20 protein-coding genes are annotated in these 24,690 nt (G+C 58.9%); 13 read left to right on the top strand and 7 right to left on the bottom strand.

Going from position 1 to position 24,690, the window contains the following annotated elements:
- The first annotated feature begins 11 nt into the window (after positions 1 to 11).
- Genes ACYVL5_RS02645 through ACYVL5_RS02635 form a run of 3 tightly spaced genes read left to right on the top strand, consistent with a single transcriptional unit; the run spans position 12 to position 3,105 of the window.
- The gene (locus ACYVL5_RS02645) at positions 12 to 494 is read left to right on the top strand and encodes a hypothetical protein (RefSeq protein ID WP_460594000.1); all 483 of its coding nucleotides are present in this window, start codon (positions 12 to 14) and stop codon (positions 492 to 494) included.
- A gap of 44 nt (positions 495 to 538) precedes the next feature.
- Positions 539 to 976, top strand: coding sequence for a hypothetical protein (locus ACYVL5_RS02640; protein WP_460593999.1), 438 nt, complete (start codon positions 539 to 541; stop codon positions 974 to 976).
- Entirely contained in the window at positions 976 to 3,105 is a 2,130-nt protein-coding gene (locus ACYVL5_RS02635) for an AAA family ATPase (RefSeq protein WP_460593998.1), read from the top strand. The genes ACYVL5_RS02640 and ACYVL5_RS02635 overlap by 1 nt, the downstream gene beginning before the upstream one ends.
- 955 nt (positions 3,106 to 4,060) lie before the next feature.
- Here ACYVL5_RS02635 and ACYVL5_RS02630 read toward each other — a convergent pair.
- On the bottom strand, positions 4,061 to 5,107 hold the full coding sequence (locus ACYVL5_RS02630; protein WP_460593997.1) for an IS110 family RNA-guided transposase: 1,047 nt from the start codon (positions 5,105 to 5,107) through the stop codon (positions 4,061 to 4,063).
- Positions 5,108 to 5,299: 192 nt separating this feature from the next.
- Here ACYVL5_RS02630 and ACYVL5_RS02625 point away from each other — a divergent pair, with 192 nt between their 5' ends.
- From ACYVL5_RS02625 to ACYVL5_RS02605, 5 genes are all read left to right on the top strand, one after another.
- On the top strand, positions 5,300 to 5,905 hold the full coding sequence (locus tag ACYVL5_RS02625) for a hypothetical protein (RefSeq protein WP_460593996.1): 606 nt from the start codon (positions 5,300 to 5,302) through the stop codon (positions 5,903 to 5,905).
- 116 nt (positions 5,906 to 6,021) lie between these two features.
- The gene (locus ACYVL5_RS02620; RefSeq protein ID WP_460593995.1) at positions 6,022 to 6,570 is read left to right on the top strand and encodes a hypothetical protein; all 549 of its coding nucleotides are present in this window, start codon (positions 6,022 to 6,024) and stop codon (positions 6,568 to 6,570) included.
- Positions 6,571 to 8,658: 2,088 nt separating this feature from the next.
- Positions 8,659 to 9,732: an HlyD family secretion protein gene (locus ACYVL5_RS02615; protein WP_460593994.1), complete on the top strand. Its 1,074-nt coding sequence runs from the start codon at positions 8,659 to 8,661 to the stop codon at positions 9,730 to 9,732.
- A 41-nt stretch (positions 9,733 to 9,773) separates the two neighbouring features.
- On the top strand, positions 9,774 to 12,497 hold the full coding sequence (rbbA, locus tag ACYVL5_RS02610; RefSeq protein ID WP_460593993.1) for a ribosome-associated ATPase/putative transporter RbbA: 2,724 nt from the start codon (positions 9,774 to 9,776) through the stop codon (positions 12,495 to 12,497).
- Position 12,498: 1 nt separating this feature from the next.
- Positions 12,499 to 13,620, top strand: a complete 1,122-nt coding sequence (locus ACYVL5_RS02605; protein WP_460593992.1) for an ABC transporter permease — start codon at positions 12,499 to 12,501, stop codon at positions 13,618 to 13,620.
- 102 nt (positions 13,621 to 13,722) lie between these two features.
- Here the strand turns inward: ACYVL5_RS02605 and ACYVL5_RS02600 are convergent, their stop codons facing one another.
- From ACYVL5_RS02600 to ACYVL5_RS02575, 6 genes are all read right to left on the bottom strand, one after another.
- The gene (locus tag ACYVL5_RS02600) at positions 13,723 to 14,211 is read right to left on the bottom strand and encodes a GNAT family N-acetyltransferase (RefSeq protein WP_460593991.1); all 489 of its coding nucleotides are present in this window, start codon (positions 14,209 to 14,211) and stop codon (positions 13,723 to 13,725) included.
- A gap of 162 nt (positions 14,212 to 14,373) precedes the next feature.
- Complete coding sequence (locus tag ACYVL5_RS02595; RefSeq protein WP_460593990.1) at positions 14,374 to 15,774, bottom strand: MFS transporter; 1,401 nt, start codon at positions 15,772 to 15,774, stop codon at positions 14,374 to 14,376.
- A gap of 22 nt (positions 15,775 to 15,796) precedes the next feature.
- Entirely contained in the window at positions 15,797 to 16,231 is a 435-nt protein-coding gene (locus tag ACYVL5_RS02590) for a DNA adenine methylase (RefSeq protein WP_460593989.1), read from the bottom strand.
- 430 nt (positions 16,232 to 16,661) lie between these two features.
- Entirely contained in the window at positions 16,662 to 17,720 is a 1,059-nt protein-coding gene (locus tag ACYVL5_RS02585; RefSeq protein ID WP_460593988.1) for an NAD(P)-dependent alcohol dehydrogenase, read from the bottom strand.
- Positions 17,721 to 18,078: 358 nt separating this feature from the next.
- The gene (locus tag ACYVL5_RS02580) at positions 18,079 to 18,771 is read right to left on the bottom strand and encodes a PEP-CTERM sorting domain-containing protein (RefSeq protein WP_460593987.1); all 693 of its coding nucleotides are present in this window, start codon (positions 18,769 to 18,771) and stop codon (positions 18,079 to 18,081) included.
- A 433-nt stretch (positions 18,772 to 19,204) separates the two neighbouring features.
- Positions 19,205 to 19,891 carry a PEP-CTERM sorting domain-containing protein gene (locus ACYVL5_RS02575; protein WP_460593986.1) on the bottom strand — a complete coding sequence of 229 codons (687 nt, stop codon included), beginning with the start codon at positions 19,889 to 19,891 and terminating at the stop codon, positions 19,205 to 19,207.
- A 345-nt stretch (positions 19,892 to 20,236) separates the two neighbouring features.
- Between ACYVL5_RS02575 and ACYVL5_RS02570 the strand changes: the two genes are divergently transcribed.
- From ACYVL5_RS02570 to ACYVL5_RS02550, 5 genes are all read left to right on the top strand, one after another.
- On the top strand, positions 20,237 to 20,926 hold the full coding sequence (locus tag ACYVL5_RS02570) for an MgtC/SapB family protein (RefSeq protein ID WP_460593985.1): 690 nt from the start codon (positions 20,237 to 20,239) through the stop codon (positions 20,924 to 20,926).
- A gap of 207 nt (positions 20,927 to 21,133) precedes the next feature.
- Complete coding sequence (locus ACYVL5_RS02565; protein ID WP_460593984.1) at positions 21,134 to 22,408, top strand: B12-binding domain-containing radical SAM protein; 1,275 nt, start codon at positions 21,134 to 21,136, stop codon at positions 22,406 to 22,408.
- A gap of 208 nt (positions 22,409 to 22,616) precedes the next feature.
- Positions 22,617 to 23,474: an undecaprenyl-diphosphate phosphatase gene (locus ACYVL5_RS02560; protein ID WP_460593983.1), complete on the top strand. Its 858-nt coding sequence runs from the start codon at positions 22,617 to 22,619 to the stop codon at positions 23,472 to 23,474.
- 341 nt (positions 23,475 to 23,815) lie between these two features.
- Entirely contained in the window at positions 23,816 to 24,187 is a 372-nt protein-coding gene (locus tag ACYVL5_RS02555; protein WP_460593982.1) for a Rossmann-fold NAD(P)-binding domain-containing protein, read from the top strand.
- 235 nt (positions 24,188 to 24,422) lie between these two features.
- Entirely contained in the window at positions 24,423 to 24,674 is a 252-nt protein-coding gene (locus ACYVL5_RS02550; RefSeq protein WP_460593981.1) for a GSU3128 family (seleno)protein, read from the top strand.
- The last annotated feature ends 16 nt before the right edge of the window (positions 24,675 to 24,690 follow it).

Raw genomic sequence — 24,690 nt, 5'->3', positions numbered from 1 at the left:
AGGAGCGATACGTGGCTAGATGGATATCAGATTCCGACACCGAGAAGATTGTTGAAGTGATTTTAAAGTGGCCACTTTGGAAAGATTTCGGATGGGAAGAGATTCGGCTGGAGATCCAAACTCCGCTTAATTTCTCTAACGTTTCTGCTGTTTGGTCGCGACAACAGCTTCAAAAATACCCTAATGTCAAGAGTGCCTATAATGTCAAAAAAAACCAGATTCGTCAGAATAAAAGCAAGTATCAGAGGATGGTTGATGAGGATCTACCGCCTAGGGAACGAGATCTGCACGAACGCATTAAATCTTTGGAAGCCAAGGTTTCTCACCTAGAGACAGAAAACGATTTACTTCACGAAAAATTTGCACTATGGCAGTACAACGCTGTAAATCATGGGATGACTGAAGCCATGCTAGAAAAGCCTATGACTGCAAAAAACAAAGAAAAAAAGAAAAACAAAGAACACAAGTTCTTCAAAGTATTATCCACGCCTTAATGCCGCAGTTTGATCCTAGCATGTAAAAAGTGGGGACTTTCAGGATGGAAGAACTGAGTGTACCGAAGAAAGAAAGTGGTAAAGAAACTGGCGACAAAATTGCCGATCATCTTCAAATATTTATCAATAATCTGCGCGAGAACGGCAAATGCCTTCCAAGTCGTAATGGCAAGGTAAATGTAACCGCCGTAGCAACGGCGCTCTCACAGATAATGAAACGCAACGTGGACCGGCAAAGCCTGTACAATCATCCACGGAGCAAGGTTCTCCTCAAGGACGCAGTGAGAGAATTAGGCCTCCGTGGGGTCGAAAGTCGTGATGACCAGGTTGATAATGAAAAGGTCGCGCTTGAACGTCGTGTCACCAGCCTGGAGAACCAGAACGCTGAGCTCTACGCCGAGGTCTGTGCACTTCGGCAGAGGCTGGCTCAATATCAATATATCGATGAGATGCTGATAGCACAGGGTAAAAGGGTCTTCTGATGCAAAGTGTCGTTATCGAAAACATTCTCTGGGAGGGGCCCAGAGGAGGGGCCATCTTCAATGCCACCGCAGCTGACGGCAAAAAACACCGCATCGTTGCAAATGCCCAAGTTATGCCGAGGTCACCGAGAACCGGCGAAATATGGGACATAAACGGCGTCATCAGGCTTGACGCTTCACACGGTCCTCAAGTCATCGCCGATAAAGCGATTCTGTGCAAGCCTTCCGGCCGTCTCATTATCAGGACGATCTCGGGTTCCAACCTTTTCCCTGATATCGGCAAAAAAGGCGCCAAGGATCTCTGGGAGCATCTTGGAGAAAGCCTTTATGGCTACCTTGCCGAGGGGAAGCCTGAACCCTTCGTTGAGATTCTCGGTCCAGCGCTCTCACAAGTTCTGGTAAATGGCTGGAAAGAGCTTGACATGGAAGCCGAGACCTACCGTTGGCTCGACAATCATGGATTACCCGTCGGACTGGCAAAGACACTACTGCGTACCTACCGGAAGGATGTCGTTGACCTGCTAGTAGAAAACCCATACCGTCTTGTCTCTTTCGTTTCCTGGAAACAAACAGACCTGGTCGGAAGGTGTCTGGGGGTAAGCGCCGATGACCCAAGACGGCTCGTGGGAGCTGTCGACGCCTTGGTCTATCTTCGCCTAAACCACTCCCATACAGTAACTCCCTTCGACACTTTCGTGACTCGCCTCAGGAAGCTGCTCGGCTGTACTCTGAATATAGCCGTAGAAGCGACGAAATTAGGTCTACAAGCCAAGGCAATAGAGTTGGTGGGCGAGGTCCAAGGTCTGGGCTGCTTCTCAATGGAGCGCTTTATTTCTTCCAGAGTTGCTGAGATGGTCTCGGGCTCATTTGATCAGCCCGAAAATCATACTATCCGACAGACTCCAACGGTGGACCAGCTCGAAGGTATCTTTGCGAAGTTTACCAAGAGGACAGGTCTTGTCCTGAACAAACAGCAGCGTGAATCCGTCCTGGTTGGCGTAACCAGCCCCATTGCCTGTATCGTCGGTGGCGCAGGAGTTGGAAAAACCACAGTCCTCAATGCCGTGCACCTTTCCACCGATGTCCTCGGATTCGGTGGCGTCTACCAAATGGCCCTCTCCGGGAGGGCCGCAAAGCGGATGGAGGAGGCTACTAATCGCAAGGCGTATACGATTGCCGGGTTTTTACAGGCCTTCGATTCTGGAAAGCTTGATCTGACCCGAGGGCCGCTTCTCATCATTGACGAAGCTTCCATGCTCGACCTCTCACTTTGCTACCGCATCATGCGCAGGATGCCCCCTGGAGCCCGTCTCCTCCTTGTTGGTGATGCCGCCCAGTTGCCACCGATCGGCTTCGGATTAACGTTCCATGCATTAGTTGACTACCCCCAAATACCCACTGTCGAGTTGACCGAGATCCATCGTCAAGCCGCGGCCACCGGTATACCGCAGATCAGTGTCGACATCCGGAATGGGATCGTTCCTAAACTAAACAACTACACCGGGAGGGGCCAGGGAGTTAGCTTCATCGACACCCCTAGAGACCAGATCCTCGATTCCCTGCTGGATGTCGTACATGATCTTGGCATAGCAGGCGGCTGTCAGGTAATAGGAGCAGTTAAGAGATGGGCTGCCGGCGTAAGGACGATCAACCAGGAGTTTCATTCACTACTGGCAGTTGGCCGTCCCACTCTGCATGGTTTTGCCGAAGGCGAGCCGGTGATCTGGACGGTGAATGACTACCAACTTGGCCTGCTCAATGGATCATTGGGAGTGGTCATAAGCGTTGAGAATGGCCTGCTGGTTGAATTCGATGGTGTCCAACATGCTATTTCATACCCTGAAGTCAAGAACTTGGAACATGCCTACGCAATTACGGTCCACAAGTCCCAAGGTTCCCAATTTGAGCGTGTTGTCATCCCCATTTTCCAAAGCAGGATCCTCGACCGGACGCTGCTCTACACAGCAATCACGCGGGCAAAAGAGCAAGTCGTGCTCATCGGAGACCGCTCCGCTTTCGAGAAGGCAATTATTGAGCCACCGGCTTCTTCCCGGCGGGAAACAGGTATTGCGACGCACCTCAGGGGGGGGACAACACCAGAAGCTCACCTTACAATTTTGCCCCAATGAGGGGCGTGAGCGCCCCTACATATTAAATTCACCCTAAAGGTCTGATAGTTACAACGATTACTGCCAAACAGTTATTACTCCACAATAATTTAAGATTGCTCTGCAACGCGCCGACATACTGGGTCACCTAGGCCAGCCTGAGGTGATACGTTTCTCTCAACCTGGAGCCTTTGTGCTGTCGAGGAGATAAGCCAAATGTTTTACTTGCCTTATAGGCGGGCTCGACCTAAAGTGCCACTAATGTAATTAGGCCCAAGGCGGCGCTGGATACCCACTCGGTTTGTTCCTGGTAGATCATAGCCCTGAGGTGTCCAGTCAATAGCGGACACTCTCATCTCAGGCTCTCCAGGTTTTTCCGTGGGTAAGGTTTTTTCCGGTCCCCCGAGGGGGGCGGACCTCTCATTGCGGAGAGTGAATGCCAACTCTTATAAGGCCCCCGTCTGTCAACAGGCAATAAAGTGCCCTGGCGATCCTGAATCGCTTTTTCCGATGAATCTGCCGAGCGGTGTCGCTGTTCCGTCTTCATTTCTAAACTACCTGGGTCAAGTCCCTCCCTAGAAGGGAAGGTCCTGCACCAAACTCTTATCGAGGTTCACACCGCTGCGATATGAGGCCACCTGCAGCGGTTGCACAGGCATTGCCTGTGCGACCTGGAAACCATACCGTACCCTCATTCCGTCCCATTCTAAAGGCGCGATCTATCCTGACGATATCCGCAGTTGGTAGCGGGGCTCTGGCGAGGGGCAGAACACGCTAATACCGGCAAAAGTCGATTCATGTATATGAGGAGCAGGACGGGGCTCTAATCTTTGCTGTTCAGGAGCCGGGGCTATTTGGCATATTGGCCGCCCGCGCTCCAAGACGCACGCACTGCACATGCTTTTCGCGGTCGTGATGGTGCTCGCCCCTGGCGGCTCCAGTTGGAATTTGCAGGCTGCTCCCGTCCCCTCCAGCCCTATGCCGTCGCCAGGAACTTCTCCAGGCTAAAAGGCACGTTCCTCTTTAGCATGTAGTAGATCGCCCGAGCCAGCTTGTGGGCAAGGATCGAGAGTGCCTTCCCTTTGCCATGTATCTTGGTCAAGTCGTCCAATAGCTTTCTTGCAGCGGGATTGTGCAGCACGAAGAGAGCAGCAGCCTCCGAGAACGCCCACTTCAGGTGGGCATTGCCGATCTTGGCACCACCGGTCCCCTGTTTCTTGCCCGCAGATTCGTGGCTGCACTTCACCAGCCGACTATAGGAAGCGAAGTCCTGGACGGTTTCAAAGCGCTTTATGTCGTGGATTTCATATAGCATCACCAGGCCCAGAATCTGGCCTATACCACGGATCGAGCGCAGCAGCATGAGAGCGTGCCAGTCGTGGTGGTGGGCGGTCTTTTCGATGTCCCGCTCCAAAACTTTCAGTACGTCATCGTAGGCATCGATCATGGCCAGGTCGACCTGGACGATCTTCCGTACCTGCGGGTCTGGAAAGTGCTGATCAGCATCTATGCGGTTGCTCTCGCAGGAAAGGTTGATAGTGATCTCAGGGAGGTTGTACTGGATCGCCGTATTCTGGATATGTGCCAGAAGTTCAGCTCTCTTTCGCGCCAGATAGTTTCTGCGTCTTAAGAGATCGCGTGTGGCCCGCATCTTGGGAGGATATACGTAAGCCACCGGGAAGGACCCTCCGCGCAGAAGGACGGCGATCTTATGAGAGTCGATTTTGTCGTTCTTAGCTTTCCCACCGTGGATCGCTTTCATGAAGAGGGCATGGCCGAGGGCAAAGTCGATTCCCTCTTTGCTGCAGAGATCCGCAAGCCAGTACCAGGCGAACATGCATTCTACGCCGACTACCAGACCGTCCCGAAAAGGGGCTACGGCTTTGAGAAAAGCCTCGGGTGAGGCGGCGACATTGCGGTGCAAAACCACGTTGCCCGATGCATCGAGGATACAGAGGAACATCTTTTTGGCGTGCAGGTCGATTCCGCAGTAGTGTTCGTGCTGTTTTGTGTAGAATCTCATGGTAAGGCCTCCTTTGGAGAATGGGTTCTCGCAAAGTCCAGCATACGTCAAAAGAACGTATGCCCAAGGGGGGCCTTACATAGTGTCTTTGCTCCATTTGTTGGGATTCACGGAAGGAGTCGATTTTAAACTTGTCGATCCCTAGCGTATTGATCTAAAGTGGCCGCTAAATATCTGATTTGGGAGAGGCAAATGAGCGAACTTTTTGAAAATGTGTCGAATGAGCCTCAACGGGCGAAGGGGCCGATACAAATTTTCTTCGAAAAGTGGATGATCGTAATATTTTGTTACTCCTTATCTGTCGCACTTTTCTGTGTTGATGCCAAATTTGCAAATAGACATTATCCAGAAATTTCCGAACTCACACACTTTACTGGGGGGTTGAAAGAATTTTCTGTAGTCGACAGCCGTAATAACCGTAGGATTACAATGAGGCTAATGACAGGAGATACCTTTATCTTTGATAAAGCCGATTTCATAAAGCCGATTAAAAATAGCTTGACTCCTGGTGCTCAAATAGATGTATGGGTTGATGGTTCAAATGATTCTGAAATTTGGCAAATTGCAGTAAATGACAAGATAATTATGTCTAGAGATTCTTTGGTAAATCTTTTAAAAGAAAGAACCAGTCACCCATTTAGAGCCAGCTTATATCTTTTCATTGCTGGCAGCTTATTCGCTGTTATGATAAGCAGCAAAAACAAGTTTATTTCTAAACTTTATTTTTTAATTTTAGTATCAATCGCGCTTATAGCCCTTGCCGTAAGGCTCTACCTCCTATTCTTCGTAAAGGAATAGCCATAACTAAATGGCGACACACGGTCCTTGCTCCGGCGGTGCGCCTTTCACTGTCGAATGCCAACTTTTACCAAAAAGTTGATATTCGATATCTCCAAGTTGGACAGGGAAAGAAAATGAAACTTAAGGCAGTTGCTGTTCTGCTTCTTTTCTTCTTTGCTTCCACCTCCGAAGCCGTCGAAGGTTGGCAGGTGGCGTCCTTTGATAAAGCTGAAGCCCTCTTCACTGCCTTCGACAAAAAAGAGGCTGCGCTGTTAACACAGTATGATCCTAAGATCGCTGATTTTTATGCCGTTTTTCTTCCATGCCAAGATGCCGAGCGAAAAATGAGGCGGTATGCATTTCTGAAGCATCTCAGGCAAAATCCGGAAACCATCAACTGGGCCAGTATCTGGAACTGGGCAGGCGGCAGGGACATGGGAACCAAGGAGCAAGAAAAGTTAGCAGCCGAAGATCCGGCTTACCGGGCCTTGCGCGAGGATTTCCTGGCAAAGAAAGCGGCGTGGAAGCGAAAAAAAGACCTTACTAGGATTCGAAACGCGGAGTACGAAAAGCATGCTGAGATATTCAATGTCCTCGAAGAGAACCTTCTAAAAGACCTGAAGGCGTTGCAAGCAGATGTTGATCAACGGATGTCCAACGCGCCACCTGGGCCGTCCCGCTAAGGCCGGCGGCCTCAGCGGCAACCCGCTACCCCGATCTTAACTTTTGTTAAAATGTTGGCATTCACTGAGACGCCTTAACCGTCGACGTAATGATGGGTTATGGCGTTCTTCGTCCCCGGCGGTCGGATCGGGGCGGTTTTGAATCCCATTTATTGAGGCTTTTGGCGATAAAGCTTGGGATGACATGGGGCAGAAGCTAGACCGCTGCACAAAGGGGCGTCTCTTCACAGGTTGGACCTGTACTCAACTACCCACGGAAAACCCTGGAGAACCCTTTTTGGAGCGAGTTGTAATTAACTCCTTGAGATCAGTCGAGAGAGCGCAGAGGTGGATTAACTGGACAAACCACCCACAAAAATGTAATCTTTTTTGGGTAAAATTCAGGGGGAGAAAGGCAAAGTTAACAAACACATGAGAATTTCGGACTCAACACCAACGATAACCATTCGAAATAACTTGACTATCACACACAGTTTACACATTTTTTACATATATAACCTTTCTAAGCAAACCCTTCAACGAAAAAGGCCGAGAGTCACAAGCTCCCGGCCTTTTTTTGTGTTGCTACGCCTGATATCCGCTCTGGGGATGAAAAGGGCACCCTAGGCCGCGCTGGGAATCAACAAACAAGACTTGCCCCCCAGGCCACCCGGCGAGCTCGCTTCGCTCACCGCCTCACATCGTCACAAAACCAAAACCAAACGGCCCCTCAGAGGCGACAACTATCCTGACACAGGGGGTCCTGGTTGATCTTGACGCCGACTATTTTTTCGTTGGCCATGACCTAACTGCAAAATCCGCCTGCCAACCCGGACCTTCCCTCCTAAAAAACGGCACTTGGATCTCCCTCCCATGGGATGTTGACGTGTCACCTGAATAGAGGTGCCCGTGACCGTGTAACGTGCATCCCTTCCTGTAACAGTGGAGCCTCTTCCCATCGCATGTTGGCGCGTTACCAAGTAGAGGGTGCCGGTTAATATGTCAAGGTGGCCTACTCCCACGACACGGGAGTCTCCTCTGGTGACGTGCTGATGCGGTGCTCAAGTAAGGGGTGCCCATTAACATTTTGCGTGAACCTCCTCCCACAACACTTGAACCTCCTCCCACAACACTTGAACCTCTTCCCGCAACACTTGAACCTCTTCCCGCTATACGTTGACGTCTCAACGATGTTATGGGTGCACGTGGCTATGTTAATGTGGGCTCCACCCGCGACGCGTGAGCCTCTTTTCATGCCATCTCGATCCGCTATCCAAACAAGGGATGCCGGTCTGCTGTCAACATGCCCCTCCACCCACAGCACAGGAGCTTGATTCCATGATGGTCTGACGAGCTATCCAAGTAAGGGGTGACGTACCCATGTTACCTGCGGCCTCCTTCCAGAAACTTTGCCCTTTCTCCATCATGTTTCGGCGCGCCACCCAGGTGGAGATACGACCTTTCCTCGCTGCTGCCAAGCTTTACAGTCAGGTTTCCTTGTCCTCGCGGGTAAGTGACACACGCTTATACACTTTCTCGGCAACCATAAGTATTTTAACCCGGAGAGACCAATTAAATTGAAAAGCCGCAACCGAGCCAAGGTTGCGGCTTTTTTTTGCTCTCACCACTCGATTCCACTCACAGCGCCCAGGCAAAAGATTAGAACTTACCATTCTTAACAGTCTCACGGGCAAACTCATGCTGCAATCCATCCGGTTAGAGTTAGACTTTCTGAGTACGCCGAGCGCTTCATCTGACAGTGGACCAGGCCGCCGAGTCAATCAAAGGATGGCGGGAAGAGGAAGTGGTCGACGGCGCCTCCCCATCAACTTTTAGACGGCACGGCTCCTTGACCTAGCAGGGAAGGTCGTCGGACCGGTCGCCATCATCTACTACATCCCAGCGAAGATCGAGCTGAGAATGCCCTGAAAGAGAGCCTGAAGAAGATGGCCCCGATCGCCGACGAGACCGTGCATCTCCTACGGCGTAACGGTGGCAGATGTCTGTCTGCCTCTTCCGGAGGGGTACCTGGTGCGCTCAACCGGCCCTTGAAGGGGACCGGACCGGTGGGGTGTGGCAGGGTTTGGATGTTGTTTGGAGGATTGCGCTATGACTGCTCGACAAAAGAAAACGGTGCTCGCCATCTCGGCGGTGGTGATCGGCTGCCTCGCCGGGTGGATCGCCTGGCAGAAGTTCGGCATGCGGGGCGACAGCAACGGCCTGGTCAGCGGCAACGGGCGGATCGAGGCGACTGAGATCGAGGTGGCAGCCAAGATCGCCGGCCGGGTCCGGGAGGTCGTCGCCCGGGAAGGCGATCTGGTCGTGGCTGGGCAGGTGATTGCATCCATGGACACCGAAAACTTGGAGGCCCACCTCCGCCAGGCCAAGGCGCAACTGAAGCTTGCCGAACATGCGGTGGTGACCGCGCGGAGCCAGCTCGCCCAGAGGGAGAGCGAGAAACATGCAGTGCTGGCACTGGTCCAGCAGCGCGAGGCGGAGCTGGCGAATGCCCGCCAACACGCCTCCCGTTCCGCAGCCCTGGCCGCGAAAGGAGCAGCATCCCGGCAGGCGGCCGACGACGACGCCTCGCGTCTGGCCAGCGTTGAAGCGGCCGTCGCTGCCGCCCGAGCCCAGGTCGCCGCCGCCGAGGCGGCCGTGACTACGGCGAAGAGCCAGATCGCCGGGGTCGAGTCCGAGGTGGATGCGGCCCGGGCGGTAGTCGCGGGAATCGAGGCCGATCTCAAGGACAGCGCCCTCAGGGCCCCCCGCAGCGGACGGGTGCAGTACCTGGTAGCGCAGCCGGGCGAGGTGGTCGGCGCGGGAGGCCGGGTGCTGAGTCTGGTCGACCTGACCGACGTCTACATGACCTTCTTCCTTCCCACCAGTGCGGCGGGACGGATTCCGCTCGGCAGCGAGGTGCGGCTCACCCTCGATGCCGCCCCCGGCTACGTGATTCCGGCCCGGGTCTCCTTCGTGGCCGACGTCGCCCAGTTCACCCCGAAGACCGTGGAGACCGCCTCCGAGCGCGAAAAGCTCATGTTCCGGGTGCGGGCCCACATCCCCGTCGACCTCCTCCAGAAGAACATCACCCGGGTTAAGACCGGGCTCCCCGGAGTCGCCTTCGTCAAGCTCGATCCCGCCGCCCCGTGGCCCGCCCGCCTGCAGGTGAAGGTCCCGCAATGAACGCGGAGGCCCCCACAGATACGGGGAGATCGCGCCCCCTGGTGGCATGCCTTGCCGGCGTCTCCCTGCGCTACGGCGATACCGTCGCCCTCGGCTCGGTCGAACTGGAGATCCCCTCCGGCTGCATGGTCGGCATCATCGGGCCGGATGGGGTTGGCAAGTCGACCCTCTTGTCGCTTATCGCCGGCTCTCGTGCGGTGCAGGGGGGGCGGGTCGAGGTGCTCGGGGGGGATATGGCCGACGGCCGGCACCGAGGCTCGGTATGCCCCCGGATCGCCTACATGCCGCAGGGGCTCGGCAAGAACCTCTACCCGACCCTTTCCGTCTTCGAAAACGTCGATTTCTTCGCACGGCTCTTCGGCCAGGGCCGTCGGGAACGGGAGCGGCGCATCGGCGAACTCCTCGTCGCAACCGGGCTCGCCCCCTTCGCCGGCCGCCCGGCCGGCAAGCTCTCCGGAGGAATGAAGCAGAAACTGGGGCTTTGCTGCGCGCTGATCCACGCCCCCGACCTGCTGGTCCTGGACGAGCCCACCACCGGCGTCGACCCGCTCTCGCGTCGGCAGTTCTGGGAACTGGTCGACCGGATCCGGGGGGGGCGCCAGGGTATGAGCGTTGTCGTCGCCACCGCGTACATGGAAGAGGCTGCCCGCTTCGACTGGCTGGTGGCGATGAACGCAGGAGGGATCCTCGCCACCGGGACACCGCGCGGGCTCCTGGAGCGGACCGGCGCCTCCTCCCTGGAAGAGGCGTTCATCGCCCTCCTGCCCGCCGCCCAGCGCGAGGGACACGAGCCCCTCAGCATTCCGCCCCGTCCGGAGGACCCCAGCGGCACCACGGTCATCGAGGCGCACGACCTCACCATGCGCTTCGGCGACTTCGTCGCCGTCGACCACGTCAGCTTCCGCATCGCACGGGGGGAGATCTTCGGCTTCCTCGGCTCCAACGGCTGCGGCAAGACCACCACCATGAAGATGCTCACCGGCCTGCTCGAAGCAAGCGAGGGGAGCGCCTCCCTCTTCGGCCGGCCGGTCGATCCCCACGACCTCGACACCCGCCGCCGCGTCGGTTACATGTCCCAGTCCTTTTCCCTCTACACCGAGCTCACGGTGCGCCAGAACCTGGTGCTGCACGCCCGCCTGTTCCGGATTCCCGAGGAGCGGATCAAGTCGAGGGTGCGGGAGATGGCCGAGCGCTTCGGCCTCGAAAGGGTCATGGATGCCCTTCCCGAGTCGCTTCCGCTGGGGCAGCGCCAGCGCCTGTCGCTCGCGGTGGCTATGATCCATGGCCCTGAGATGCTCATACTTGACGAGCCGACCTCGGGGGTGGACCCGGTGGCGCGGGACGCCTTCTGGCAGATCATGATCGACCTGGCGCGCCGGGACCGGGTCACCATCTTCATTTCAACCCATTTCATGAATGAAGCGGAGCGCTGCGACCGGATCTCCCTGATGCACGCCAGCCGCGTGCTGGTGAGCGACACGCCGCGGGCATTGATTGCCTCGCGAGGGACCGAAACGTTGGAACAGGCGTTCATCGGCTATCTTGAAGAGGCGACCGCCGCCGGGAGAGCACCGGCGAGTGAGGGCGGGGAATGGGCCCCGGCTCCGGAGCCCGCGGCGGAGGCCGCTCCGGCACCAAGGAGCTTCAGCCTCCGCCGGCTCTACGGCTACACCCGCCGCGAAACGCTGGAGCTGCGCCGCGATCCTATCCGGCTCACCCTCGCCCTGCTCGGGAGCATGATACTGATGCTGGTGATGGGATACGGAATCAACCTCGACGTGGAAAAGCTCGCCTTCGCCTCGCTGGACTTGGACCGGACCACGCTGAGCCGCGACTACCTCGACAACATCGGCGGCTCGCGCTACTTCAGCGCACACCCCCCGATAAAGGACTACGCCGACCTGGACCGCCGCATGCGGTCAGGCGAGATCAGTCTGGGGATCGAGATTCCGCCCGGATTCGCCCGGGACCTAAAGCGCGGCACCCCCGTCTCGGTGGGGGCCTGGATCGACGGCGCCATGCCGACCCGGGGGGAAACGGTGCGCGGCTACGTGCAGGGGATGCACGCCCACTGGCTCGCGACCCAGGCCCGGCAGGGGACCGCCGCCGCGGCCTCTCCCTTGGCCGTCATCGAGACCCGCTTCCGCTACAACCCGGACGTCAAAAGCCTCCCCGCCATGGCACCGGGGATGATCCCGCTCCTGTTGATGCTGATTCCGGCGATGCTGACCGCCCTCTCGGTGGTGCGCGAGAAGGAGCTCGGCTCCATCATCAATCTCTATGTGACGCCGGTCAGCCGGCTGGAATTCCTCCTCGGCAAGCAGGTCCCGTACCTCGCGATCACCATGCTCAACTTCACGCTCCTGGTTGCCCTCGCCGTTTTTGTTTTCGAGATCCCGCTCAAGGGGAGCCTCGGCACCCTTACCGTCGCCGCCCTTCTGTATGCCGTCGTTGCCACCGCGTTCGGCCTGGTAGTCTCCGCCTTCATGCGGACCCAGGTCGCCGCGCTCTTCGGGACCGCCGTTTTGAGCATCCTCCCGGCCATCCAGTTCTCCGGCATGATCGAGCCGGTCTCTTCGCTGGAGGGGGCCGGTGCCTTTATCGGCCGGTGGTATCCCACCACGCATTTCCTCGTCGTAGTGCGGGGCGTTTTTTCCAAAGGGCTGGGCTTTACCGAGCTGCAGGCGGCATTTCTCCCTCTGTTGTTCTCCGGGCCACTGCTGATCGTTTTGGGCGTGGCACTTCTCAAAAAACAGGACCGGTGACATGAGCGCCGCGAACGTCGTACATCTCGGGGTTAAGGAGCTGCGGAGCATGATGCGCGATCCGATGATGGCCGTGCTCATCGTCTATATGTTCACCGTGGCGATCTATGCCTTTGCCTCCGCCATGCCGGACACCCTGCACAAGGCACCCCTCGCCATCGTGGACGAAGATCGTTCCCAGCTCTCCGCCGAGCTCACCGATGCGTTCTATCCGCCGCTGTTTCTTCCCCCGAGGATAACCACCTTCGCCGAGATGGATGCCCGGATGGATGCCGGCCTGGACACCTTCGCGCTTCTCATTCCTCCCGACTTCGAGCGCGACGTCCTGGCCGGGAGGAGCCCCGCTCTGCTGCTCAACGTGGACGCCACCCGGATGACCCAGGCCTTTGCCGGAAGCGTCTACATCCAGGAGATCGTAAACAGCGAGATACGGGCTTTCGTGCAGCGGCACCGATCCGTGGCCCCCAATCCGGTCGATCTGGCCCTGCGGGTGCGCTTCAACCCCCAGGCGAACAAGTCATGGTTCAGCGCGGTGATGGAGCTCATCAACAACATCACCCTGCTCTCCATCGTGCTGACCGGAGCGGCGCTGATCCGGGAACGGGAGCACGGGACCGTGGAACATCTCCTCGTGATGCCGGTGACTCCGTTCGAGATCATGGCGGGAAAGGTGTGGGCCATGGCCCTGGTGGTTCTGGTTGGGTCGGTGCTGTCGCTTCTCCTGGTGGTTCACGGGGTGATCGGGGTGCCCATCGAAGGGTCCATTCCGCTTTTCGTTACCGGAACGGCGCTGCACCTTTTCGCCACCACCGCGCTCGGGATTTTCCTCGGCACCGTCGCCCGCTCGATGCCGCAGTTCGGCCTTTTGCTGATGCTGGTTCTTTTGCCGCTGCAGATCCTTTCCGGGAGCGTCACTCCGCGGGAGAGCATGCCCCCGTTCATCCAGTTCATCATGCTCGCCGCGCCCAACACTCACTTCGTGCTCCTGGCACAGGCCATCCTCTACCGGGGTGCGGGTTTTGAGGTGGTGTGGCCACAGTTCGCCGCGCTGGCGGGAATCGGGACGGTCCTCTTCTCCCTCGCCCTGGCGCGATTCCGAAAAACCATCGCCACGATGGTGTGACGCTTCGTAAGCTGTGCCGCTCGACGCGAAACGCTTCAACGAAAAAGGCCGAGAGTCACGAGCTCTCGGCCTTTTCACATTTGTTGATGAATCCGTGGTTCCCTACCGCGGCAGCAGCAGTTGCCAATACCCTACATCCAGCCACCGGCCAAATTTCCAACCAACTTCGCGAAACTCACCTATCTTCTTGAAACCGACCTTTTCATGCAGGGCGACGCTCGCTTGATTGGGAACGGTGATACCGGCGATGACGGCGTGAACCGGCGACGATTTCAGCTGCGCCAGCAGCTCTCCGTACAGGAGCGATCCCAAGCCGCGCCCGGTTGCCGAAGCATCGAGATAGATGCTGCTCTCCACCGTGAAACGGTAGGCTGAACGCCCTTTCCACTTGCCGGCATAGGCATAGCCACGGATACCCCCCTCGTCCTCGTAGACCACCCACGGATACTCCCGCGTGTACTCATCGATGCGGGCCGCCATCTCCGAGACGGTGAGGGCCTCCTCCTCGAAGGTGATGGGTGTGTTCAAGATGTAGTGGTTGTAGATACGGCAGATCGCCTCGGCATCGTCTCTCGTTACGCTTCGAATCACCTGCCCCTCCCGTCATGAAGTTGCTCCGGCTGTGCCCGCAATCACCTGATGGGCACCTCGTCCCCACCTTGTACATGAGATCGACGCGAGACTCAAGAGGTGATGGGCATGGTCCTGCCGGCGGGGCAATAAGAAAAATGCAGGGACACTGCAGGGGGGCGATCAGCAGGGCATGGGGGCGTTCTTGCGGGAGTAGAACCACCAGGTGAGGACGATGCAGCTAAGGTAAAAGGCTACGAAGCCGTAAAGGGCCGCCGCCGGGGTTCCCGTCAGCACGAGCGAGGTGCCGAAGCTCTTGGGGATGAAGAAGGCGCCGTAGGCTGCGAAGGCGGAGCTGAAACCGAGCACCGCGGCCGCCTCCTTCCCCGCCGCTGCCTGCGCCTGGCGCTGCGCCTCTTCCCCCTTTCCGGCCGCAGCCTGCTGATGCTCGGTCAGGAAGATGATGGGGATCATCCGGAAGGTGGAGCCGTTGCCGATCCCGGTGGCGACGAAGATCAGGATGAACATGGTCAGGAATCCGGCGAAGTTACCGGCCGAGCCGCCGTGCGGCATGTAGTGGAGCGCCCCGAGCGCTGCCGCCGCCATGACGAAGAAGTTCCAGAAGGTCACCCGCGCCCCGCCCAACCGGTCGGCGAGCCATCCTCCCACCGGCCGGATCGCCGCTCCCACCAGGGGGCCGAGGAAGGCGTACTTGACGGGATCGAGGGCCGGGAACTCCGACTTGATGAGGAGCGGCAGTCCGGCGGAGTAGCCGATGAAGGAGCCGAAGGTCCCGAGGTAGAGCCAGCACATGATCCAGTTGTGCTTGCGGCGGAAGATCACCGCCTGCTCCCGGAAGGAGGCGCGGACGTTGGCGAGGTCGTTCATGCCGAACCAGGCGGCGATTGTCGCGGCCAGGATGAAGGGGACCCAGACGAAGCCGGCGTTCTGCATCCAGACCGGCCGGGTCGCCCCCTTGATCACGCAGGACTGCGGGTCGCCACAGAGCGCGCCGAACATGCCGGTGCTGATCACCAGCGGCACCAGGAACTGCATGACGCTCACCCCCAGGTTCCCGAGCCCCGCGTTCAGCCCCAGGGCGGTCCCCTTCTGCGATTTCGGGAAAAAGAAGCTGATGTTGGACATGCTGGAGGCGAAGTTCCCGCCCCCCAGCCCGCACAATAGCGCCAGGGTCAGCATGGTCGCGTAGCTGGTATGGGGATTTCTGACGGCGAAGCCGATGCCAACGGCGGGGATCAGAAGTGAGGCGGTGGTGAGGGTGGTCCAGGTGCGGCCACCGAAGATGGGGACCATGAAGGCGTAGAAAATCTCGTCCGCGCGCGGCACGTAAGGGGGGTCCATGTAAACGAGATCGGCGGCAGCATCGAGCTCAAGCGCGTCGCCCCTGATCGCGCGGTTTGCCCTGCCGTTGTCGAAGACTACCCCGTTGTAGATCTTAAGGGACTCCCGGAAATGCTCCTGCATGCTAAGGCGCAGGTCGCGGCGGCCGTCATCGTAGTTGGAAAGGTCGCCCGAGACGGTGAAGACGCCGCGCGGCTGCTTTTTCGCACACGACCGTACCAAGGCCGAGATTACCACCGCCCTTTTATGGCACTATCGAGACGGGAGAGATTCGACCAGACGAGATCCAGGAAGTCGAGATCATCAGGGTTAAAGAAGATACCTGAGAAGGTCTCCGCGATGAAGCGCCTGCCGCTGTCGGTATTTTCCAGCAGGAGGTCGATGCAGCGTCGGTTACGGCGACGCCGGGATTTTCGATGGTTGCCAAAGCCAGTTGGTGGGTAAAGGCAAGGAAGTCGTTGCTGATGATCTCCTTCCCCATCGTCTTGAAGAGATAGGACACGCAGCCGCTTCCCGAAAAGGCGTCGACGACCGAGTCGAACTCCAGGCGGGAAACGATATCGTGGATCCAGGGAAGGAGCCTGAACTTGCTTCCCATGAAACGCAGTTGCGGGTATTGAAGAGCCCTTTCCGGCATATCCGGAAGGATAGTGAATGGTTTTACGATAGGGTTTGACATAGCTTCTCCAGGTTCGGCGCGTGATTAGCCATCCCCCATTCCAAGTCAAACCAATCGCAGGAGCCGGGGCCTGTCACGGCCGCAGGTTCCTGCCACTGAACAGCACGTCAAGGGGGGGGGAGCCGACCGCCGGGGGCGAGAATGAAGAATGCCAGTGATGTGGCCGAAGGGGCATTTACACAAAATCCTTACACATCCCTACACGCCCCTTCAGCGGCGGAGTAATTTACTTCACGCTCGAAGTAATTTACTTCGACCTCGGAGTGATTTACTTTTTGCGTGATGTAATTTAATTTTTGCCCGGAGTAATTCACTTCGCGCGCGGAGTAAGTTACCTCGCCCGGGGAGGGAGGGGGCGAGGGGTGGGGGAAGCCGGCACATTCCCCTGTCCCACCTTCACAGAGTGGGAATGTGCCGGCACCTGCGGTTATCAGCCTTTGAGGGAGGCCATGTCGATGGAGAAGCGGTACTTCACGTCCGATTTGACGAGCCGCTCGTAGGCTTCGTTGACCTTCTGGATGGGGATCACTTCCACGTCCGAGGTGATGTTGTGCTCTCCGCAGAAATCGAGCATCTCCTGGGTCTCCTTGAGGCCTCCGATGAGGGAGCCTGAGATGCTCTTACGCCCGAACAACAGCGCAAAGGAGAGGAGCGGGAGCGGTTTCTCCGGCGCACCGACCAGGGTGATGTTCCCCTCAAGCCCCAGCATGTTGATGTAGGCGTTGATGTCGTGATCCGCCGCGATGGTGTCCAGGATGAAGTTAAAGGTCCCCGCCTGCTGGTTCATCTCGTCCTGGTTGGTGGATACGATGACCTCATGGGCTCCCAGCCGCAGGGCATCCTCCCGCTTTTTCGGCGAGGTGGTGAAGACCACCACGTGGGCGCCGAAGGCGCGGGCGAATTTGACACCCATGTGCCCGAGCCCGCCGAGACCGACGATGCCGACCTTCTTCCCTTTCAGGTCGCCCCAGCGGCGGATCGGGGAATAGGTGGTGATCCCTGCGCAAAGGAGCGGGGCGACGCCGGCCAGGTTGAGATTCCCCGGCACGCGAAGGACGAAATGCTCGTCGACCACTATGCTCTCGGAATAGCCGCCGTAGGTGACGGGACCCGCTCCGTGCTTGTCCGGAGAGTTGTAGGTGAAAGTCGCGTTGTGGCAGAACTGCTCGAGGTCTACCCGGCAGCTCGGGCAGTCGTGATCGGAATCGACCAGGCAGCCGACCCCGACCACATCACCTGCTTTGAACTTGGTGACGGCCGGGCCTACCTTGGTGACCCTGCCGACGATCTCGTGACCGGGAACGCAGGGATAGACGGTCGGCATGATGCTTTTCCACTCGTCGCGTACGGTGTGCAGGTCGGAGTGGCAGATGCCGCAGTAAAGGATCTCGATCTGAACGTCGCGCTCGGTCGCCTCCCGGCGCTGGATGGTGGTCGAGGTAAAGGGGGAGGTGGCGCTGGCAACAGAATAGGCTTTGGCTTTGTACATGCTTTCGCTCCTTTATTTGGTAGTAGTCATGGCCATGACGTTGGCTTCCGATTCTCAATGGTATCGCTATTTCAGGTAGGTGGTGAAAAAGGGCACGAGCTTGTCGAAGGGCGGTGATCTGTCGGCCTTTACTGACTATGGTAATCCCGGCCTGGAAAAGGCAGGTAGACTGATTCTCCTGGATTATTGCCCAATCCTGCGAAATCCTCGCGTCAATCCAACCTGGCTCTCCGGTGCCACGCCGCTACGAGACCGAACTGCGTCAGATCGCCGCGCAGTAGACAACAGGCTTGGGCTAGCCGGCATGTCAGGGAGACCGGTGGGCGGTCTCCCTCTGTCAACGCAGGCTGCCGCGAAGTCAGCCCCTTATTTTCCTTTTCAGCCACCCCACGCCGGCAAGCCCAACGGTCAGCAACAGGAAGGTGGAGGGCTCGGGCACCGACGGAGCTCCACCTTCTTCCCGGACGAGGAAGCTCCCCTCGGCCGACCAGGTGTCGGTACTGCGGAAGGTGACGTCATCGACGTTGGCTCCGATGTTGACATAGGCCCTTAAAAAGCCGCTCCCCAGCGGATAGTCGGCGGACGCGTAGAGAGCGGAGCCGATATACCTGTTCTCGAGGACTCCCGGCGGACGAGGCGCGAGCGTGCCGGTGATCCCCCAGAGGTACCGGTTGACGAAGTACTGGTTTTCGTTCGAGAACCCAGGGGCATAGCCTATGAGGCTCATCAGGTTGTATTCGGCCTGGAAGGTTTCCACCGTGTACTGCGGGTGGGCATACAGCCCGGCATCGGTGTAGAAGGTCCGCAACTCGTCTGCCGTGGCATACCGCAATCCTTGGTACCTCTCTCCCACGCCGGAGGCCGCGAGGATGCTGTCCATGGACTGGCCGAAGGTCTGGGAGAGGTCAAGCCACTCCAGACCGGTGGAGGTATCGACGGTGAAGGAACCGGCGCCGAAGATGACGTCATCTGCCGAGATGAGGGTCGCCCGGGCCGGCGATACCGTCAACACGACAAGGAATAAGGCGATGAACAGAAGGTGCTTTTTCATGGTCTTCCTCCTTTTGTCACGAATTGACACACCACTCCCGCATCGGCACAATCACCACCTTTTTATTTATTATTTATTATTAACCACACCTTAGCATAGCTAATATCCTCGGGTACGGATATTTTTGATCAGGGTATCCGACTCCATCGACACCAAAGAGGCCGAGGCAGGAGGTGATCTGGATCACCATTTCAAGGCGGTATTCAGGGCCTATTGGACCCCGAAGATGTCGACGGGCTTGAACGGTTCCGCCCGGACGGGGAGGGTGACACGGGAAAATGAGTACCGCGCCGGGAGATGACCGGCTGCAGGAGGGAAAGGTGCGGTGAATGAATACCGGATCATTGCGCCGAGGTGGTGAGGAAGCGACCTGGGAAACAGTTGGGAGTGAGAGCCCGTTTGGCGGGCTCTCCTTTTTTTCACACCTTTTTTCTCATCCTCTTTTCCGGCGCCTGCACCACATCGCTGCGGCAAGGCCGGCCGTGAGGAGCACCAGGGTCGACGGCTCGGGGACGGGCGACGGGTCGTCCCTGACGAGGAAGCTCCCCTCGGCCGACCATGTGTCGGTGCTACGGAAGGTGACGTCATCAACGTTGGCTCCGATGTTGACATAGGTCCTCATAAAGCCGGTTCCCACCGGATAGTCGGCCGCTGCATAGAGAGCTGACCCGATGAGCCGCCCAGCCGGCAATCCCGTTTGCGGCGGCACGGGGGTACCGGTGATGCCCCAGACATACCTGCTGCCATAGTAGGCGGTCTCGTTTGAGTACCCCGGCGCAAAACCGATCAGCCCCATAAGGTTCCATTCCGCATAGAAAAGGTTGGAAGAAAGTCCCGGAGAGCTGTACAGGCCGGCATTGGTGTAGAAAGTCTGCAGCTCGTCCGCCGTCGCGTACCGCCATCCGTAAAAGGTTCCACCGACCCCGGAATCGGCGTTGATGCTGTCCATCGACTTGCCGAAGGTCTGCGTCAGGTCCAGCCACTCCAGCCCGGTGCCCGTGTCGAGGGTGCAGGACCCCACTCCGAACCTGGGATCGTCTGCTGAGATCAGTGACGCAGAGGCATGGGTGGTCATCAGCCCAACGATGACCAATGCGAGGATCACCATAAACTTTCTCATAGAGGCCTCCTTTATGGCATAGGAAAACGCTGCATGATGATTTAGCAATTACAGTGCCTTTCAGTAGAAGCGCGCAATACGTGGTTTTACCTAAAATTTCCGCCCCTGAATTACGCGTGAATCTGTAAAGATCCCCGACCTACTGTCGATGAACTTTCCTCCCGCTTTCCGTTTCCACTATGTACCTTCTGTGCTGGTCCACTCTCAGAACATACCCTTCTTCCTTGCTCTGAGTTTGGCCGCCCGGTGAGCCCCCCTGCAAAGGAAGCTTTCCTTACCCTGTAGAAATTGATAGAAATGACGATACTTGTTAGGCGGGAAGCGAGCAGCATCGGGAGGAGCACCATGGAAAGTGATTGGTCCGCCATATTGGTACATCTTGTCGTAGCGGTCATCGCCGGCGGCTCCATCGGGCTGGAGAGGAGCTACCATGGCCGGCCCGCCGGTTTCCGGACCCACACCCTGGTCTCCCTGGCCTCCTGCGTGCTCATGCTCCTGACCGTGTACCACGAGCGGTGGTTCGCCGTCGCCGCCCACGAGACCGTGCGGATCGACCCCACCAGGATGGCCCAGGGGGTCATGACCGGCATCGGTTTCCTCGGGGCCGGCGTAATCATGAGGGAAGGGCTCACCGTGAGGGGGCTCACCACCGCCGGTTCGATCTGGATCACCGCCGCCATCGGCATCCTCGCCGGAGTCGGCTTCAACAGCGCCGTCTTGATGGCCACCACCCTGACGCTGGGTGTGCTCGCCATCTTCCGAAGGATTGAGAGCAGGATGCGGGCCCAGGTTTATGCCCACCACACCCTCCTATTCAAGCGTGACCACGTCCCCCCCGAGCCGGAGATCCGCGAGTTCCTCGCCTCCAGCGGCTTCACGGCGGCCAACATCAGCTACACGCTGCAGGACCGGGGTGAACACCTGGAATGCCGGATGACCATCCGGACCACCGACAAGACCAATATCGAACGGCTGAAGGAGCGGCTGCTCAAATCCCCGGACGTGGTGGAGTTCACCATCTCTCTTTCGGGGTGAGGGGCCGGCGGCTCTCTCCGCCCTGCTTTTGTGTCGTCACCAGCTGTGACATAAATTTTTACCTATGATTACTTTTTCATCCCTCCCCTATCTGTCGATCCTGCGCTATACTATTCCGCACTCCCTCCACTTTGCCATTTCACGCCGCGCTGTCTCTGAGCATCCCGAATCCTGACCGTTCCTCAATTGCGGGGAGGAGGATACTGTATGAAAGTGCTCCTCGTTTCAGCCAACACTGAGACGTCCCTGATGGTTCCGCTTCCCTTGGGACTCAACCTGATGGCGGTCACCCTCCAAAGAGCGGGACACGCGGTGCGCTTGCTTGATCTCATGGGTCAGGATGGCAATAGATTCCTTATCCGTGACGCCATCACCCAGTTTGAACCGGCGGTGATCGGGATCTCCGTCAGGAATATCGACAACCAGTGCATGGCCAACCCCCGCTTCCTGCTGGATCCGGTTCGGGAGACCGTCGCGAGCTGCCGGAGCTATTCAAAGGCGCCGGTCGTGCTGGGGGGTGCCGGGTTCAGCATCTTTCCCGAAGCCACCCTCCGCTACGTCGACGCCGATCTCGGGATCTGCGGCGAAGGCGAGCTGGCCTTTCCCGCCCTCCTCTCCGCCCTCGAGCGCGGAGACGATCTGTCGGGGATCGCCGGCCTCTGCATCCGCGGGGCCAGCACCCCCAGCCGCTACGCGGTCCGGGGGAGGCTCGAGGGGCTCTCGCTCCCGTCTCCGGATTTCTGGACCGTACCGAAGGAGTTACGGGGCGAGGCGTGGGTCCCCTTCCAGACCAGGCGCGGCTGCCCGATGGAGTGCAGTTACTGCTCGACCCCTACCCTGGAAGGGATCAGGCTCCGGAAGCACCCGACCGACCAGGTGCTCGAGGCACTGGCCGCCCACGCCGCGGCCGGATTTCGCCGTTTCTACTTCGTGGACAACACCTTCAACATCCCCGCCGTCTACGCCAAGGAACTCTGCCACGCCATCCGCTCCGCCGAATTGGGAATCAGCTGGCACTGCATCCTCTACCCCGGTTTCATCGATCAGGAGCTCGTTCGCCTGATGGCCGAGGCGGGGTGCGTGGAGGCCAGCCTCGGCTTCGAGAGCGGGAGCCCCGACATCCTCGGCAACCTCAACAAGAAGTTCAGCGTGGCGGAGGTGCGGACCTCGGCGGAACTGCTGATGGGCCACGGCATACGTACCATGGGATTTCTGCTGCTGGGGGGGCCGGGCGAGACCAGGGAAACCGTCCTCGAAAGCCTTGCCTTTGCCGACGCCCTGCACCTCGACGCGCTCAAGGTCACCGTCGGCATCCGGATCTATCCCGGGACCCGCCTCGAAAAGGCCGCCCGCCAGGAGGGGATTATCGCCGAGGGCGACGACCTCCTTCACCCCCGCTTCTACCTGGCCAGGGGGCTGGAGGGGTGGCTTGAGCAGACCATCGACCAGTGGGTCAAGGAGCGCCCTTACTGCACGAGGTAACCCCGGCGCCGCCGCGGCACCCTCGACGCACAATGATCCAGACCGCCTCGCTCGCCTCCCCCTCGCCACTTCCCCGCCTCCTCCCTTCCCCAAAAGGTACTTGGCAGCTCACCCCAAAGATGGTACCTTCTCCCGCCGTCGCCACCCGACACCCGGCTGTCAGCCCCTCCCCCCCAGTGACAGCACGCATATTCCAGTGAGGACCCACGTGACCATTCTGCAGATCATCGTGCTGGCTGCCGTGCAGGGCGCCGCCGAACTTCTCCCCGTTTCCAGCTCCGCCCATGTCATCGTCACCGCCAAACTCATGGGGCTCGACCCGACCACGCCCGAGATGACCCTCCTCCTGGTCATGCTCCATACCGGCACCATGTTCGCCGTCATCCTCTTCTTCTGGAAGGGGTGGAAGAAAAGCTTCTTCTCCTCCCGTAGCCGGCTGATCGAGACCATCAAGCAGGTAGTGGCGGCCACCGCGCTGACCGGGGTAGTGGGGCTCGGGCTGAAGGGTGTCGTCGAAAGGGTTGCCTTCGGCGGGAAGTCCAAGGGGGAGATCGAGCTCCTCTTCGGCAATCTCGGCCTCATTTCGGCGGCCCTGGCCGCGGCGGGGATCCTCATCGTCATCGCCGGCCTGCGCCGCAAGGGGGGAGAGAGGGAGGAGATCACCATGAAGGAGGCCTGCGGGATCGGCGCCCTCCAGGGAGTCTGCCTCCCCTTCCGCGGCTTCTCCCGCTCCGGCGCCACCATCTCCGCCGGGCTGCTGCTCGGCCTCGCGCGCCAGCGGGTCGAGGAGTTCAGCTTCGCGTTGGCGGTGGTGTTGACCCCTCCCGTGATCGCCCGCGAGGTCCTCAGGCTGATGAAGGCCCAGTCGGCCGCTGCGGCGGGAGGGGGGCACCTCGTCCAGCTCTTCTGGCCCAGCCTGGCCGGGATGGTGCTGAGCTTCCTGGCCGGCCTGGGGGCGCTCCGCTGGCTTTCCAGCTGGCTCGAGCAGGGGCGCTGGCACTACTTCGGCTACTACTGCCTGGTCGTCTCCGCCATCGTCTTCTCCCTTTACCGCATCGGCTTCTGATCGCCGCCCGGCGACCGCCCACCATCCCTCATCCCTCGCCCAGTCTAAAATCTACCCTCACCCGGCCTCCGGCACCCTCTCCCGGAGGGGCAGGGGTGAGGGAGACTTTCACGCGAAGGGAGTAGCCCGTCATAGCGCCACCCCCCACGGCACCATCCCGCCCCCGCCCCGCCCCGCCTTTCTTAGTTTTTCCCTCTATTTTAGCCATTTACATCCGCCTCCCGATCAATATATGATGGCACCCGGTCACGCCAAAAGGCGTGGCGACCTCATCTTCATCCCGCGCCGGCAGTGCCCCCTTCGGCCCAGCTGGTTCAGGGCCGGCATTTTGGGAGTGCGACATGGCAAAGATACTGGAATTCACAAGGTTCAGGCGCCCCGCCGCGGAGACCCCGGCCCCGGTTGCCGATAGAAACCCCGACGGACTTGCCCTCGACGTCGAGGCCATCATGAGCGACTATTCGCTCTCCCCCGCCAACCGGCGGTGGATCCTCGAGTCGATGCTGTTCGAGATCGACGAGCAACTGGACGTGTACCGCCGGGAGCTCGAACAGGCAGAGCGCAAGCTCAACGCCACCGTGCAGGCGGCCGAACACGAAATCGCGGTGGCCTACGCGGAGTTCGAGACGCAGGTTCGCGGCATGACCGCCAAGGTGAAAAAGCTCACCGCCGGGCGCGCCGCCGGCCAGGAACCCACCCCCTTTCTATTGTGACCCCCTCGCCATCCGGGAGAGGGTGGCCGAAGCCCGGGTGAGGGCGGATTTTCACACCCTCGCTCACCCCTCCCCTCGCCTTCCGGGCGAGGGGATATCGGTTGCCCCCCCCCGCTCCCCTTCCCTCCTTCACGTTAACTGTTTTCACCTCCCGAGCTTTGTGCTATGAAGCTTACTGACAGTGGCCGCCCGGCCATCATTCCCCCACACGTGCCACCCTCAACGGGAGGAACCCATGAAGATTCGCAAGAAGATCCTGGATTACGAGTACGAGGAGGTGCTGGAGACCAAATACCGCGAGCTGATCCGGGTAGGATGCGCGGTAGCCGTCGGCTGCCCGGTCTGACTCAAGAAACACTTCGCGGTCGCGAAGGAAGCGGGAGCAACCGAAGCGGAACTGAGAGAGGCCATCGCCTACGGCATCATCGCCCCCTCCGGGCGGGCCAAGAATTTCGCGCTCGGGATGGAAGAGGAGCTCGGGCTCTGACGGGGAGATCACACGG

It is taken from the genome of Geomonas sp. Red276 (assembly GCF_054784495.1).
Note: the sequence above shows the minus strand (reverse complement) of the source record. Positions and strands in the feature narration are given on the sequence as shown.